General features: G+C 49.0%; 12 protein-coding genes. 10 read left to right on the top strand and 2 right to left on the bottom strand.

Features of this window, described 5'->3' with window-relative positions; all coding sequences use genetic code 11:
- The first annotated feature begins 206 nt into the window (after positions 1 to 206).
- Together BP97_RS0126395 and BP97_RS0126390 are read left to right on the top strand one after the other, a co-directional pair.
- Entirely contained in the window at positions 207 to 965 is a 759-nt protein-coding gene (locus tag BP97_RS0126395) for an IclR family transcriptional regulator (protein ID WP_028551799.1), read from the top strand.
- A gap of 18 nt (positions 966 to 983) precedes the next feature.
- Positions 984 to 1490: an NUDIX hydrolase gene (locus BP97_RS0126390; protein WP_028551798.1), complete on the top strand. Its 507-nt coding sequence runs from the start codon at positions 984 to 986 to the stop codon at positions 1488 to 1490.
- Between the two features lie 231 nt (positions 1491 to 1721).
- Here BP97_RS0126390 and BP97_RS37530 read toward each other — a convergent pair whose 3' ends face one another.
- Positions 1722 to 2093: a DUF4870 domain-containing protein gene (locus BP97_RS37530; RefSeq protein ID WP_051620992.1), complete on the bottom strand. Its 372-nt coding sequence runs from the start codon at positions 2091 to 2093 to the stop codon at positions 1722 to 1724.
- A gap of 171 nt (positions 2094 to 2264) precedes the next feature.
- Here BP97_RS37530 and BP97_RS0126380 point away from each other — a divergent pair, with 171 nt between their 5' ends.
- The 8 genes from BP97_RS0126380 to BP97_RS37525 all read left to right on the top strand — a co-directional run bounded on the left by BP97_RS0126380 (position 2265) and on the right by BP97_RS37525 (position 12564).
- Positions 2265 to 2693, top strand: coding sequence for a hypothetical protein (locus BP97_RS0126380; RefSeq protein WP_028551797.1), 429 nt, complete (start codon positions 2265 to 2267; stop codon positions 2691 to 2693).
- 271 nt (positions 2694 to 2964) lie between these two features.
- Positions 2965 to 3840 (top strand): cation diffusion facilitator family transporter, encoded by an 876-nt coding sequence (locus tag BP97_RS0126375; protein WP_028551796.1) that lies wholly within the window; start codon positions 2965 to 2967, stop codon positions 3838 to 3840.
- A gap of 483 nt (positions 3841 to 4323) precedes the next feature.
- Positions 4324 to 5850, top strand: coding sequence for an AbgT family transporter (locus BP97_RS0126370; protein ID WP_051620991.1), 1527 nt, complete (start codon positions 4324 to 4326; stop codon positions 5848 to 5850).
- 54 nt (positions 5851 to 5904) lie between these two features.
- Positions 5905 to 7161 carry an amidohydrolase gene (locus BP97_RS0126365; RefSeq protein WP_028551794.1) on the top strand — a complete coding sequence of 419 codons (1257 nt, stop codon included), beginning with the start codon at positions 5905 to 5907 and terminating at the stop codon, positions 7159 to 7161.
- Between the two features lie 139 nt (positions 7162 to 7300).
- Positions 7301 to 8614 (top strand): hypothetical protein, encoded by a 1314-nt coding sequence (locus BP97_RS0126360; protein ID WP_028551793.1) that lies wholly within the window; start codon positions 7301 to 7303, stop codon positions 8612 to 8614.
- Between the two features lie 72 nt (positions 8615 to 8686).
- The gene (locus tag BP97_RS0126355; RefSeq protein ID WP_036746582.1) at positions 8687 to 10096 is read left to right on the top strand and encodes a M20 family metallopeptidase; all 1410 of its coding nucleotides are present in this window, start codon (positions 8687 to 8689) and stop codon (positions 10094 to 10096) included.
- 230 nt (positions 10097 to 10326) lie between these two features.
- Positions 10327 to 10983, top strand: a complete 657-nt coding sequence (locus BP97_RS0126345) for a hypothetical protein (RefSeq protein WP_231506438.1) — start codon at positions 10327 to 10329, stop codon at positions 10981 to 10983.
- A gap of 15 nt (positions 10984 to 10998) precedes the next feature.
- Complete coding sequence (locus BP97_RS37525; RefSeq protein ID WP_051620990.1) at positions 10999 to 12564, top strand: glycoside hydrolase family 28 protein; 1566 nt, start codon at positions 10999 to 11001, stop codon at positions 12562 to 12564.
- Positions 12565 to 12785: 221 nt separating this feature from the next.
- Here BP97_RS37525 and BP97_RS0126335 read toward each other — a convergent pair whose 3' ends face one another.
- Positions 12786 to 14051: a BaiN/RdsA family NAD(P)/FAD-dependent oxidoreductase gene (locus BP97_RS0126335; protein WP_028551790.1), complete on the bottom strand. Its 1266-nt coding sequence runs from the start codon at positions 14049 to 14051 to the stop codon at positions 12786 to 12788.
- Positions 14052 to 14191: the final 140 nt, after the last annotated feature.

Raw genomic sequence — 14191 nt, 5'->3', positions numbered from 1 at the left:
AATATGTAAATTTGGGGACTCTCAGGCAATCTTTTTTGGGTAAATTCGTTGCAGTAGAACCGCTGTCTATAAGGAAAAGTTCCGTTGACCCTTCATATCTTTAGGTGATAAAATATGGAAAATATATTAAAACAAAGTTCGGTATTTTGAACTGAAATAAAGACTTCTTAAATTAAATTATAAGAATGATGGAGGCAATGCGAGACATGGATAAAAAATACTGGGTCCCCGCACTGGGACGGGCTCACAGTGTATTGCGTGAAATCGCTGTGAATCGGGGGAGACTAAAGCTTAGCGATTTGTGCCAAAGGACAAGTATAAGCAAGAGCACTATGTTCTCCCTGCTTCAGACGATGGAAGAGCTGGGGTGGATTGAGAAGGACGAAGCCGATTCGTACGGTTTGGGAGGCTATTTTGGCTGGCTGGGCAGCGCGTATTTCCAGCAGTTCGATTTGATCGATCTGTTCAAACGCGAGGCTCCTGCAATCATGAGGGAAATTGGCGAATCCGTGCAGTTGGCCAAGCTCGAGGGCAAGGACGTCGTCTATCTGGCGAAGGAAACGGCTCCGACACCGGTTCAGGTCATTTCCGGACCGGGATCCCGGTTTCCAGCTCATGCAACCGGGCTTGGCAAGATGATGCTAAGCGGACTGGACGAAGATTCGTGGACGCAATTGTATCCGCCCGGGACAGCATTGCCCCAACTGACCCCATTTACAGCGATGTCGAGCGACGACCTGAAGAGGCAGGTGATGCAGGCCAAGGAGGATGGAATCGCCTGCGATGAGCAAGAAGCGGTTATGGGCTTTTGCTGCATTGCGGCTCCGATCAAGCAGCCAGGTGGTGAAATCAGCGGAGCGGTCAGTATCTCCATGCCTTTGCATGAATGGGAGAAGAAGAAGACGCTCGCTGGGACATTGGCAGTCTCATTGGCCGGGAAGCTTGCTTTCGGAGGACGCCAATAATATGAAAGGACGGGCGATATGAGGCTGAAATACAATCTTTGCTTTATTCGCAAGGGCGATCAGCTGTTGATGCTGAACCGTCATAAGTCTCCACTGCTCGGGCTTTGGAACGGAGTCGGCGGTAAGCTGGAACTAGAGGAATCGCCTTATGCAAGCGTGCTTCGGGAAGTGCGTGAGGAGACGGGAATCCTATTGCCGGAGGCGCAATTTGGAGGAATCGTTACATGGGAAGTCGACGGTAAACCCAGCAGTGGGATGTACGTTTATATAGCGGAGATGCCGGATGGGGCAGGCGCCGCTTTCGATAAGCCACTCGAGACGGATGAAGGGATTTTGTCGTTAAAGCCGATAGAATGGGTCATTCACCCGGACAACCAAGGGGTTGCGGTGCATGTTCGCCACTTTTTGCCCCCAATGCTCAATTCTGAGGTATGCCGAGAATACCGCTGCATATTCCGCCAAGGGAAGCTGATCGAATGCTTGGTGCTGCCTTTAGAAGAGTCATATGCCGTAGGGGGAAATTAATCCCCGTAAATAAAAGAAGCCGACTCCGCTTTTAGAATGGAGTTGGCTTTTTTGATTTTATGTTTGGAAGTTTGGATGGGGTGGAGAAACGATAGTGTCCGCCTTTGAAGCTCGTGTTCCTACCAGTGATTCAAGGAACAGGAGCTTCAACAGCGGTCGGAAATCCCGCTCCCAATCCACTCCCCACTCACTGGCGAGAGGGTTTCTGTAGCCCAAGAATTTTATGCAATGTTACGGAACTTTAATAATAGAAATATTGCCGATCACAGGAAGCGGCTTCAGCTGCCCGTTTGCCGACTGAATAATCCCTATTATAGCTAACACAAGCGTGGCTAGATTAGCAATTGGGAGTAGAATCCACCCGATAAAAGGGATAAAACCGAGCACGATATTGCAGGCGATACTGAGCAGGAGCAGTACGAGTCCTTGATTGGCATGGAACATGGCGAAGCGGGATTGCTTGGCGGCTAGCAGTGGAATGAAAAATATAATATAAGCGACCACTGCAATCCATTTGTTTTGATTGACATCTGCGGGGTCAGCGGCTGAAGCAGAGTTGTCCGCAGTAGTGTAACCGCGATCATCATCGTTGTACTGGGTCAAATTACACACACCTCTTTCATAATAGAAGGATGGGTCATGCCTTAATCGTTTTGTAACCAATCTATGCAGCGGGATCCAGGCGTATGTCTATTTGCATAAAAAGGAATAGTTTGGCGCGTTCTCGGGGAATCTAAGGCAAACCATCTCTTTCTCAAGAAAGGAACGAAACGCATGACGGGTGTACCTATTTATTTTGAGTTTGACAATGAACAATCGGCACAACTGGCCAGAGAAACGCTGCAAGAGCTAGGGTATCAGAGCGGCGTGCACAGCGAAATGAAGCTGCCTACCCTGCACATTGAAGTGGACGGGAGCGAGCTGACGTCAGCGTTGGAGATAGCCCAAGCCCACGGAGGAAGGCTGAAGGAAGTGGAAGGAGCCGGAACGGAAAGCGATACTTACGCGTTGGCTTATAATGAAGCAGACTATATTTCGATTCCCGCTCATTTGGTCAATGAAGATTTGGAAGAGGCAGCTGTGACAAGCGCCGATAGCTTTCCGGGAGTAGGGGCAGGGGAATCGGATGAGGGCAACGGAGCGCCAGTGTTTGATCCAGCTTCCGACGATTACAATTATTTTGATGCCGGCGTGCGTTTATAAACGCTGCTGCGTAGGCGCAGTATTGTTGGTGACATAGAGCAGCGGTCTGCCGCAAGCGCGGGGACTGCTGTTTGTTTTTTTATGTTTTTCTTGCAGCGCGTGAACTTAGCTTGGGTGAAAAAGATTTGCCGCGGAAAACAAAGTTGCGCTGTCCCTATTTTTCGTTGCACGGAAAACACTGTTTCTCTAGACCCACACGAGTTTCGTTTGCTATGATGGGTTTCGGTCTTAAAGTTATGTTCCGAAACATGAAGCTGGAGGAGAGCCAAGCGTGGACACATACGATAATCTAAAGCAGGGTGAGAGAGGCGCATGGGTCAGCATTGTTGCTTACATTTTATTATCCGCCTTTAAAATCAGCATGGGCTACATGACGGGTTCAGAAGCTTTATCTGCAGACGGTATTAACAATACAACCGACATCATAGTATCGCTTGCCGTACTTATCGGCCTGCGCATTTCGCGTAAGCCGCCCGACCACGATCATCCGTATGGACATATGCGTGCGGAAACTATCGCCTCCATGGTTGCCTCGTTCATCATGTTCGCAGCCGGCATCCAGGTGCTTATCCAGGCAGGCCGGAGTTTTTTTGAAGATAAAGGACAGGCTCCGGACATGATAGCTGCATGGATTGCTTTGTTTTGTGCGGTATGCATGTGGTTCGTCTACTTATACAATAGCCGTCTCGCTCGCAAGATCAATAATCAGTCGCTGATGGCTGCGGCTTATGACAATCGGTCGGATGCGCTCGTCAGTATCGGTGCTGCCGTCGGTATTTTCGGAGCACGCCTGGGCATGCCTGTTCTCGATGCAGTTGCCGCTTTTGCAGTGGGAATTGTCATTTGTAAAACAGCCTGGGATATCTTTTATGAAGCTACCCATGCTCTAACGGACGGGTTTGATGAAGAGAAACTAACCTTATTCCGCCAGACGGTTCGGGATACCCCTGGTGTCAAAGGAATTAAGGACATTAAGGCCCGCGTCCATGGAAGCAGCGTGCTGCTTGATGTCGTCGTAGAGGTGAGCGCCGAGTTGAGCGTAGAGCAAAGTCACAATATTAGCGATGAAATCGAACGACGCATGAACAAAAAGCATCATATTGAAAATGTGCACGTTCATATTGAGCCTTATTCCGGCACTTGTTAATTACGCCCTTATACGCAACACAGAAAGCTGCAGCATGTGCTGTGGCTTTTTGCTATGCCCTTTTATTGCTATTCTTTTAGATACAAATAACGGATATGACAATAAACATAACATGCATATTGAAATATATCGAAAACGAATATATAATGAATTAAACGAAAATTTCGCTATATTATCTATTAATGGGTTACGCTCGTTCCTGGTGCATCTATTTTATTTGAAGATGTCATGAGGGAAGTTATCTCAACCATTTAAGAAAACGATTTCAAAAGCTGTGGCAACAAGCTTCTTCTTGCGTTAGGCCAAACGTTTGAAGGAGCGGCAGAATGAAATCGTGGACGGGATCCCATGGAGATGACTGAACAGCAAATGGGAATGACGGTCTCATTATTGGATACTTGGAAGGATCATTGGGGAAAGTTTGGTTCGGGCACCCTGCATCCGCATCATACGACCTACACACTTTAATCAGGGGGAACAAATATGGAAAAGGCTGCAAATCCAGTGGTTGACGCAAACGAGTCGGGTTTGTTTAAATGGGTGGAACGCGTAGGAAACAAGCTCCCTAGCCCATTTGTATTGTTTATTTATTTGATCGCCATTTTGATGGTAGCAACAGCTCTATTGTCTTATTTTCACGTTGCTGCGTTTGATCCGATCAAAAAGGAATCCGTCTATGTGAAGAACCTTCTAAGTAAAGAAGGTATTCAATGGATCGTCATGAACGTTACGAAAAACTTCGCGGCCTTTACGCCGCTTGCATCGATTTTATCATTGGTGATAGGCGTCGGTTTGGCTGAAAAAGTCGGCTTGCTTGAAGCGTTAATGCGCAAAATGACGACTCGGGTCAGCGCCAAATATGCCAGCTATCTTGTCGTATTCATTGCCTTTTTCAGTCACGTGTCCTCAGATGCTGCACTCGTCATTATGCCTCCTCTGGGTGCGCTCATCTTCATGGCTGTAGGACGTCATCCGGTTGCAGGGCTTCTCGCAGCAATTGCGGGAGTAGGTTCCGGGTTTACAGCGAATATTCTCATTGTGACGACGGATGTGCTCTTGTCTGGAATCAGCTCGGATATCGCTAAATCAGTCATCGCTGGAGTTACGGTCAACGTAACGGATAACTGGTTCTTCATGATGGCTTCGGTTATCGTACTAACGGTTGTTGCCGCACTTATTACAGATAAGTTCATTGAACCCCGGCTGGGCAAGTATGAAGGAAGTACGGATAAGCATTTGGAGAAGCTGACCGACCAGCAGAACAAAGCCCTTCGCACAACTGGAATTGTAGCTCTTATTTTTGTAGTGGTCATGGTCCTTCTGGTTGTTCCTAAGGGAGCATTGCTGCGCGATCCGAAATTAGGTACGGTCATTCCGTCTCCATTTATGTCGGGTATTGTGCCGATTATCATTTTATTTTTCCTAACCATAGCGGTTACGTACGGGATCAAAATGAAGCTGATTCAAAGCCAGAATGATATTCCTAAGCTGCTCGTAAGCCCGATGAAGGGGATGGCCGGATTTATCGTCATGGTGTTCCCGCTGTCGCAATTCGTCGCGTTTTTTAACTGGAGCAACATGGGGAAATTCATTGCTCTCGGGATTACCGATTTCCTTGAAAAAATGAACATGACCGGTATTCCGGTTGTTATCGGCTTGATGTTTTTGTCCGCATTGCTTACGATGTTTATTGCCAGCGGCTCGGCCATCTGGTCGATTCTGGCACCGGTATTTATTCCGCTGTTTATGGCGCTTGGCTATCATCCTGCATTTGCTCAAATCGTGTTTAGGGTTGCGGATTCCTCAGTGATTCCTTTTGCGCCGATGTCGCCGTTCCTAGCTTTGTTTTTGGGCTTTTTGCAGGAGTATAAGAAGGACGCCAAGCTGGGTACGTATTTCTCATTAATATTGCCTTATCCTATCGCGTTTTTTATCGTTTGGACGCTGCTGCTCGTCATCTGGTTCTTCCTTGGTCTTCCGATCGGGCCGGGCGTATATCCCAAAATGTAGAAAGTCTTGTATTGTCGTAAAATATAGAAAGAAGATTCGAAGGAGTTGGAGACATTGGACATCATTGCTGTACGGCGTGATTTGCATGAACATCCAGAGGTTGGTTTTACCGAATTCCGCACTGCATCAAAGGTGGTAGAGTTGTTAACCGCCTGGGGCTATGAAGTCATCTATGGACAAGATGCGTTGGACGGTCCGTCCCGCCGCGGCCTACCGTCGGAGACGGTGCTTGAAGAGGCTTATGAGCGTGCGCTGCGCGATGGAGCGAATCCTGACATTGCTGCACGAATGAGAGGCGGCTACACCGCTGTCATCGGAATAAAAAAAGGACGCGCTCCCGGACCGACCGTCGCTTTCCGGTTTGATATGGATGCTTTGCCAATTCGGGAAAGCGAAGAGGCTGATCATTACCCGCAATCAAACGGTTTTCGCTCGAAATACGAGGGGAATATGCATGCCTGTGCCCATGACGGTCATACGACCATCGGTCTTGGGCTTGCGGAGAAGCTGGCCGACGGGGATTTCTCCGGTACGGTGAAGCTTATATTCCAGCCGGCTGAAGAAGGTGTTCGCGGAGCTTATTCCATCGTGCAAAAAGGGCATCTGGATGACGTGAACTATTTGTTTTGTCATCATCTGGGCACAGACGTGCCTACAGGTGAGATGCACGGCGGCTCTTACGGCTTCCTGGCAAGCACCAAGCTTGCCGCTCATTTCTATGGCACGGCTTCCCATGCGGGAGCCACTCCGGAACAGGGGCGCAATGCGCTGCTTGGAGCAGCTACCGCTACTCTGAACATCCATGCGCTGCCGCGATTCAGCACAGGGTCGACAAGGATTAACGTCGGGGTGCTGCAGAGCGGAACCGCGGCGAATATCATACCCGAATACGCCAAAATGATCATAGAAACCCGCTCCATATCCGAAGAGACGAACGAGGAGCTGGAGCGTCGGGTTCGCAATATTATTGCCAGCAGTGCGGCTATGCACGAGCTGAAGTATCAAATCGATGTGATCGGCGCAGCTATTCCGATAGTCTGCGACGAAGACTTGGTTGCTTTGGCAATGGAAGAAGCTCGCAAGGTGGAGGGCTTCACTTCGATTAAAACCGGTGAGCCTAGCTCTGCCGGAAGCGAGGACGCCAGCTTCATGATCCGCAGAGTACAGGAGCTGGGTGGCAAAGGAACCTACATGATAATCGGTTCGAATCTCCCTGCCCCTCACCATCATCCTAAGTTCGATATTGAGGAGGAAGTACTTCCTCGCGGTATCGAGCTGTTGAACCGGATTGCCAGAAGAGTGTTGCAGTAAGTTAACGGCATCAAATAATCGAAAAGAGGGTTCCCTTGGATCAAGGCGGAGCCTCTTTTTTTCTATTTTCGTGAAATCGGGAGAACTTGATATAATGGAATCATCTTCTAGTACGAATCAAGAAGGAGCAAGAGCAATTATGTATAAATTTGGCGTTGTAGGCCCTGTCCCATCCGTAGCGAAAATATTGGACGTATCCAAAGAAAGTCCTAACGAAATTGAATTTATTCCGTTTCCATATGAAAAGCCGAAGGAAGTCAAGGCCATCATTGAGCAGCATAGACATGAAGTGCACGGATGGTTTTTCTCCGGACCGATCCCTTATATCCGTTCCAAAGAATCTCTGAATGCCGGTGCCAACGTCATTTACTGCAAGCCTACCGGGGCTAGTCTATATAAATGTTTACTGGAGCTGTCTCTTCATCGCCATGAGGTTTCTACAAGGGTATCTATTGATATGATTAATACGGAAGACCTGGATCTGCATGAATCTTTATTAGAAGCAGGCTTCCCGATGGAACAAACCTATATTAAAATGTTCGACCAGCATTTTGATCCGGATCAGCTGGTAGAATACCATATTGGGCTATGGAAGGAAGGAAAGATCGACGGAGCGTTAACCTGCGTGAACTATGTGTATGAAGCACTGCAAGGGCACGATCTGCCCGTATACCGTATCGAGATGACGCAGCAGGACATTCGATTGGCGATTAAAATGATCCATGAGCAGGCGAAAAGCTCCTATTTTAAAGACACCCAAATCGGTGTGGAAATTATCGAAATCGACCAGTTCGATCAGATCGCTGAGAAAGCGGGCACGCGCTATCATTTGCAGCATTTGGAGCTTAAGATCAAACATGCTCTGCTGCTGCTTTGCGAGAAAATCGACGGTTCCTTATTGGAAAACGGGAATGGGAGGTATCAGATATTCAGTTCCCGGGGGGCGATAGAACGGGAGCTGGAGATGCTGAGGGAGACCGTACGACATCTTTCCCTGGAGGCCAACGTTCCGGTAGCCGTAGGCATCGGCTTCGGCAGCACAGCCTTCTCGGCTGAAAATAATGCACGCAAAGCAGTGCAGCATGCCAAGGAAAAGGAAGATCGGGGCATTGTTATCGTGCAGGAGAATGGGATCATCGTCGAGTCCGCCGGTGAAGATGAAGAATTAACGTATGCTTACCGAACCAATAACAAGGAGCTGCTGAAGAAGCTGGCTCAAGCGAATATCAGCGCCAAGACATACAATAAAATCGAAGCGCTGGTTCAGCGAATGGGATGGGATGGCTTCACAACAGCAAGCCTGGCATCCCATTTGTCCATGACCATACGCAATGCTCAGCGGATTATGGGGAGCTTGGTTGAATACGGGCTTGCCGAAATAGGCGGCGAGGAGCTTCACTCGGTGCGCGGAAGGCCAAGTAAAATATACCGTCTGACTTCCGGATTGAAATAAGACGTAAGAAGTCCTATAATATTAATAAACGTAACTTTCGTTAATTGTTCGTTTATTATATGTAAGGGACTGATGAAGATGAAGCCAACAGAACGGCTTTCAGCCATTATCGAGCAGAAGAGAGATACCTTCATTCATCTCAGTGACTGTATTTGGGATTATGCGGAAACCCGCTTCGAGGAGTTTCGTTCCGCGGAGCTGCTCTGTCAAGCATTGGAGAAAGAAGGCTTCGCCGTTGAGAGGGGCGCAGGGGGCATTCCTACCGCTTTTATCGGAAGCTATGGAAGCGGTTATCCTGTCGTAGCCCTGCTGGGCGAATTTGATGCGTTATCCGGTTTGAGCCAGAAGAAAGCAACGCCTCAAGCGGAGCCGGTTGTACCTGGAGGCAACGGGCACGGCTGCGGGCATAATCTGCTTGGAACCGGCTCCTTGGCCGCTGCTGTCGCACTGAAGCAGTACATGGAGGAGAACGGCATCCCGGGAACCATCCGCTACTACGGTTGTCCAGGAGAAGAGGGTGGCTCCGGTAAAGCCTTTATGGCCAGAGAAGGACTGTTCGATGATGTCGATTTCTCTATTAGCTGGCATCCGATGGATTATAACAGCATCATGTCGGTCAGCTCCTTGGCTAATTATCAAATCTATTACAAGTTTAAGGGCAAAAGCGCGCATGCAGCCGCTAGCCCGCATCTCGGACGAAGCGCTTTAGATGCGGTAGAGCTCATGAACATCGGCGTCAATTATTTGCGCGAGCACATTATTCAAGAGGCAAGAGTGCATTACGCGGTTACTAACAGCGGAGGTCATTCTCCCAATGTGGTGCAGCCGAATGCCGAGGTGCTGTACTTAATCCGCGCACCGCAAATTTCGCAAGCCAAGGACATCTTTGACCGGGTCAGCGATATCGCCCGAGGCGCAGCGCTTATGACGGGCACGGAAGTTAGCATCGTGTTTGATAAAGCTTGCTCGAACCTCGTTCCGAATTCGGTGATGGAGCAGATCATGTACGAGCAGTTTGCCGAGCTTGGAGTTCCAACCCATGATGAAGCCGAGCTGGAGCTGGCACGTAACGTTAGAGCCACGTTGACGGACGCGGAGAAGAGCAGCGCACCTAACATTCCTGCAGGAATGAGAAATTGCGATATGGCGGATCGATTGAACCCCTATACGGGAACATTACCGCTTTACGGTTCAACAGATGTAGGGGATGTGAGCTGGGTTACGCCGACAGTTCAATGCACGACCGCATGCTTCGTCGTCGGGTCGCCTCCGCACACATGGCAGTGGGTCACTCTGGGAGCTACTTCTATAGCTCACAAAGGCATGCTGCATGCCGGTAAGGTCATGGCGTCAACAGCCATGAGGATGATTCAGAATCCGGAGCTCATCGAGCAAGCTAAGCAGGAGCTGAAGGATCGTCTTGAAGGAAGCACTTATCAATGTCCTATTCCTAAGGATGTCGTCGCATCTGCAAGGAAATAATAAATCATCGACAATAAGAGTCGTTGGCACCTTTTAGAGGCTGCCAGCGGCTCTTTTTTGCAAAAAAGGAGCAATGGAGCAATAAAAGTCAAAGGGAATCGGCGCTGCTGCATAAATGTCTTGTTGATGGAAAACCAAAAACATAGTATCAATAAGAAGTATAAGCTTACGATGCAAGAAAAGTTCTCTAAGAGATCATGTTGTGAATGGAGCAGATAAATGTGAAAAGAATGATTTTTCGTGCGCAGCTAAAAGAGGGGCAGCAAGACTTGGGCCTGCAGCACATGCTTGAGTCCCAAGCTGCAAGAAGGCTTGTGGATGAAGGCGCACTGATGACTATTGCGGCATACCGATGGATGAGGAATGTTTTTCTGTATTATGAATGTATTCATGAAGAGGTGCACCCGGATGACATGTTCCAGGAAGCGGCTCCCTTTTTAGAGGATTGGCCTGGACAAGCCAGCAAAAGACAATGGATTCCGATGGTCGACGTATTTCATTTTAATGAGCCGGTCAGCTACGATCACTGGATTCGCAAAGCCCCGGTAGAGCGGAGGGCGGGCAGGGTAGCGCACCTGAAGCCGGAGATGATGGCCAGCTACATTTATTATCACTACCAGCTCCAGGAGGAACGTGCCTTTCTGGGAGAAAAATACGAAATCATTGCCATGCACGAAAATCTGCTGTTCGGTTATCAGGAATTCCCGAAGGTTGTTGAAGAGCCGATTGCTCCGAAAAAATTGAACACAAACGGTACGCCAGAAAACTGGAATGATTCCCGAATGGATCTGCATTTCCAGGCTTGGGAGGACGGACATTTGTACTTTAAGCATATTGAGCCTGTCTTTGCCTATTACTGTGGCGATGAGCATAATGAACGCGTATAAAGGAGATGAAGCAGTATGATAGTGAGTATTAAAGATTTTGGCGCGGTAGGTGACGGTGTCGCTAAAGATACGGCTAGCATTCAAGCAGCGATCGATCATTGCTTTGAGCAGGGTGGTGGCACGGTTGTCGTTCCCAAGGGAGAGTACTTGTCGGGCACGGTGATGATCAAATCATTTGTCAATCTGCATTTGGAACCGGCGGCACGCATTGTGAGCAGCATGGAGGAACAAGATTTCGTAGCGCCGAAGACGGCAGGCTCCGAGGATTTATTTTATAGCGAAGGCCAAGGCAAAAATGCGTTGATCTGCGCACGGCACGCTGAGAAGGTATCGATTACCGGTCTGGGCATCATTGATGGACGCGGGGAGCATTTCCTCGAGCCGGAGGACGGTGTTAGCGATTATGTGCTGCTTCCTTTAGGTGGTTTCCGCCCTAAGCTGATTGACTTTGAGGGCTGTACGGATGTGCTGTTCCGGGACGTTACGCTTTATCGCGCTTCGTCATGGGGACTTCATATGACCGGGTGCAACCGGGTTAATATTAATGGGATTAAGATTTTGGGACAGCAGCGCGGCCCTAACAACGACGGTATCGATCCGGACTGCTGTAAGGATGTGCATATTTCCGACTGCCATATTGAAACGGGTGACGACTGTATCGTTGTGAAAACGACGAAGAACGGTGCAGAGCGCTATGGAGCTTGCGAAAATATTACGGTTACCAATTGTACGTTGGTCACCCATGACTCCGGTGTGAAAATCGGGACAGAAACCCATGGCGATATCCGCAATATTGTTGTGCAAAACTGTGTCATCCGCAATTCCAACCGGGGTCTGGGCTTGTGGGTCAGAGATGGCGCTACGGTCGAAAATATATTGTTCTCGAATATTATTATTGAGACAAGATTGTTCAGCGATGCGGAGGAGACCCAAAGGGAGCTTCGCTGGTGGGGCAAAGGGGAGCCGATCTTTATTACGGCTGAACGCCGCAACGGCGCGCAGCACGCACCTGGGAAAATCCGCAACATCCGCTTCGAGCACATTTTGGTGGAATCCGAAGGCGGCGTTTATCTGGAGGGCTCGGAGGAAAGTGTCATCGAGAATATCTCGATTCGTGGACTAAAGCACACGATGCGGGTAAAAAGCGGCTACCCTGGCGGATTGTTCGATACACAGCCGTCCGCAAGAGGTGTATTTCCGCACCATGTTCCTGCTGTATTTTGCCGTCACGCGAAGAACGTATCGCTTGACGATGTGGAAGTCGTGTGGGATGGGAAGCCGAATGAGCATTGGTCCAATGCACTATACGGGGAGCATATCGAGCAGTTGGCTCTTAAGGGCTTTCGGGGCAAAGCAGCAAAAGAGGGCTCCAGCACGATTGAACTGAAGAATGTTCAGGGACTTTCTGTCGAAGGCTGTAAAGCCGAGAATGGGATGGATGCGTTCTTGACGTTGGAACAGGTAGATGTGGAAGAGATGTTTGTCGTCGGCAATGACTTTTCCAAAGCGAAAACGGCCGTCCGGTTCACGGATGGAACGAGCCCAGAATATTTCTCTGCGGCGAATCGGATGCCGAAGTAAGAGGGAAGTAAGAAAAGGATGGCGTAATGGCCATCCTTTTTTCGTTTTATGTGCGGTCAACGGTAAACATTTGTCCTAAGTGATGCTTCATATGTTCAATGTGGTCTTGAATCAACCATTGAAGTGTGACCATTTTTCTTCCTAAGATATCATCGCGGTTTATTTGTCATATTCTTTGAGGGACAGATTGTAGTAGAGATTCCAGATGAGAAATAGTCCTGTTAATCATGAGTGCCCTCCGCCGCGCTTTTCCCCGCTGTATACCCTGTCGTAAAAGCCGCAGTAATATTATAGCCGCCTGTATAGCCGTGAATGTCGAGAATTTCCCCGCAAAAGAACAAGCCCGCTACGAGCTTGGATTGCATCGTTTTCGGATCGATTTCCTTTAAATTTACTCCCCCGCCCGTAACAAAAGCCTCTTCAATAGAAAGGGTACCATTTACCTCGATGGGAAAAGCCTTCAACAGCTTGGCCAGCTCCATCCAAGGCTGCTTCGGAAGGTTGTCGTAAGTGAGATCTTCAGCAACTCCCGCTTTACTTAGCATTAGGGGGAGCAGACGTTCCGATATGGCACTTTTCAGAACATTCTTGATTTGCTTCTTTGGGTCTGCTTTGGATAACGAAAGTGTATGGTTATACACTTCATCGACACTCAAATCAGGAAACAAATCCAGTGTCATTCGGATAGTTGGGACGTTGAACTGCTTCAACGCTTTGACGACGAATTGGCTGCACCTCAGTACAGCAGGTCCCGAGATGCCGAAATGGGTGAAAATCATGTCGCCTTCATGCTCGATGAGCTTCTTCCCCTTTGGGTTCCACACCGAAAGCGTAATATCACGCAGGGATAGGCCTTGCAGCTCCTTACTGCGAATGAAAGACTCCTTGGAGGTGACCGGTACCTCCGTCGGGTACAGCTCCGTAATCGTGTGACCTCCCGCTTCTGCCCAAGCGTAGCCGTCTCCTGTAGAGCCTGTATGCGGCACGGATTTGCCCCCGGTAGCTATAATGACTGCGTCAGCTTCGACACGGCGTCCGTCCAGCAGCTCTACGCCCTGGACACGATCTTCAGCATAAAGTACACGCCGAACCGGACTGTTCACCCGGATATCCACACCCAAGCTGCGAACCTTGGCAATTAACGCGTCAACAACCGTCTTGGCTTTATCGGAAACCGGAAACATGCGTCCCCGATCTTCTTCCTTGAGTCGAATCCCAAGTCCTTCGAAGAAGGAAATAATATCCTTGTTACTGAAATGCGCAAATGCGCTGTATAAGAAACGCCCGTTGCCGGGAATATGTCGAATCAGCTCGTCCAACTCTTTCGCGTTGGTAACGTTGCATCTTCCGCCTCCGGAAATGCCGAGCTTGCGCCCGAGCTTATCCCCTTTATCGATCAGCAGCACCTTGGCTCCATGGGAGGCCGCTGCAATACAGGACATGAGGCCGGAGGGCCCGCCCCCAATCACGATGACATCATAAGACATAATAGTTTGAAGCTCCTTGCATCCAGAATGAATTTCAATGGCTCACCACATAGGAAGGTATAACATCACCACAGCATAACAAAGTGAAGAACGTTCCTATTGGTGATAAAAACATCCGCTAAACGCGGTCGCGCATCTAT

Origin of the sequence: Paenibacillus sp. UNC451MF (assembly GCF_000686845.1) — a bacterium.
In the GTDB taxonomy this organism is placed as follows: Bacteria; Bacillota; Bacilli; order Paenibacillales; family NBRC-103111; genus Paenibacillus_S.
The sequence above is the reverse complement of the archived record's forward strand: the minus strand, read 5'-3'. Positions and strand labels throughout refer to the sequence as shown.

Bases quoted from the DNA above. Each gene is read 5' to 3' on its own strand.
- BP97_RS0126395 (WP_028551799.1), top strand. From the start codon at position 207: ATGGATAAAAAATACTGGGTCCCCGCACTGGGACGGGCTCACAGTGTA.
- BP97_RS0126390 (WP_028551798.1), top strand. From the start codon at position 984: ATGAGGCTGAAATACAATCTTTGCTTTATTCGCAAGGGCGATCAGCTG.
- BP97_RS0126380 (WP_028551797.1), top strand. From the start codon at position 2,265: ATGACGGGTGTACCTATTTATTTTGAGTTTGACAATGAACAATCGGCA.
- BP97_RS0126370 (WP_051620991.1), top strand. From the start codon at position 4,324: ATGGAAAAGGCTGCAAATCCAGTGGTTGACGCAAACGAGTCGGGTTTG.
- BP97_RS0126360 (WP_028551793.1), top strand. From the start codon at position 7,301: ATGTATAAATTTGGCGTTGTAGGCCCTGTCCCATCCGTAGCGAAAATA.
- BP97_RS0126355 (WP_036746582.1), top strand. From the start codon at position 8,687: ATGAAGATGAAGCCAACAGAACGGCTTTCAGCCATTATCGAGCAGAAG.
- BP97_RS0126345 (WP_231506438.1), top strand. From the start codon at position 10,327: ATGATTTTTCGTGCGCAGCTAAAAGAGGGGCAGCAAGACTTGGGCCTG.
- BP97_RS37525 (WP_051620990.1), top strand. From the start codon at position 10,999: ATGATAGTGAGTATTAAAGATTTTGGCGCGGTAGGTGACGGTGTCGCT.
- BP97_RS0126335 (WP_028551790.1), bottom strand. From the start codon at position 14,051: ATGTCTTATGATGTCATCGTGATTGGGGGCGGGCCCTCCGGCCTCATG.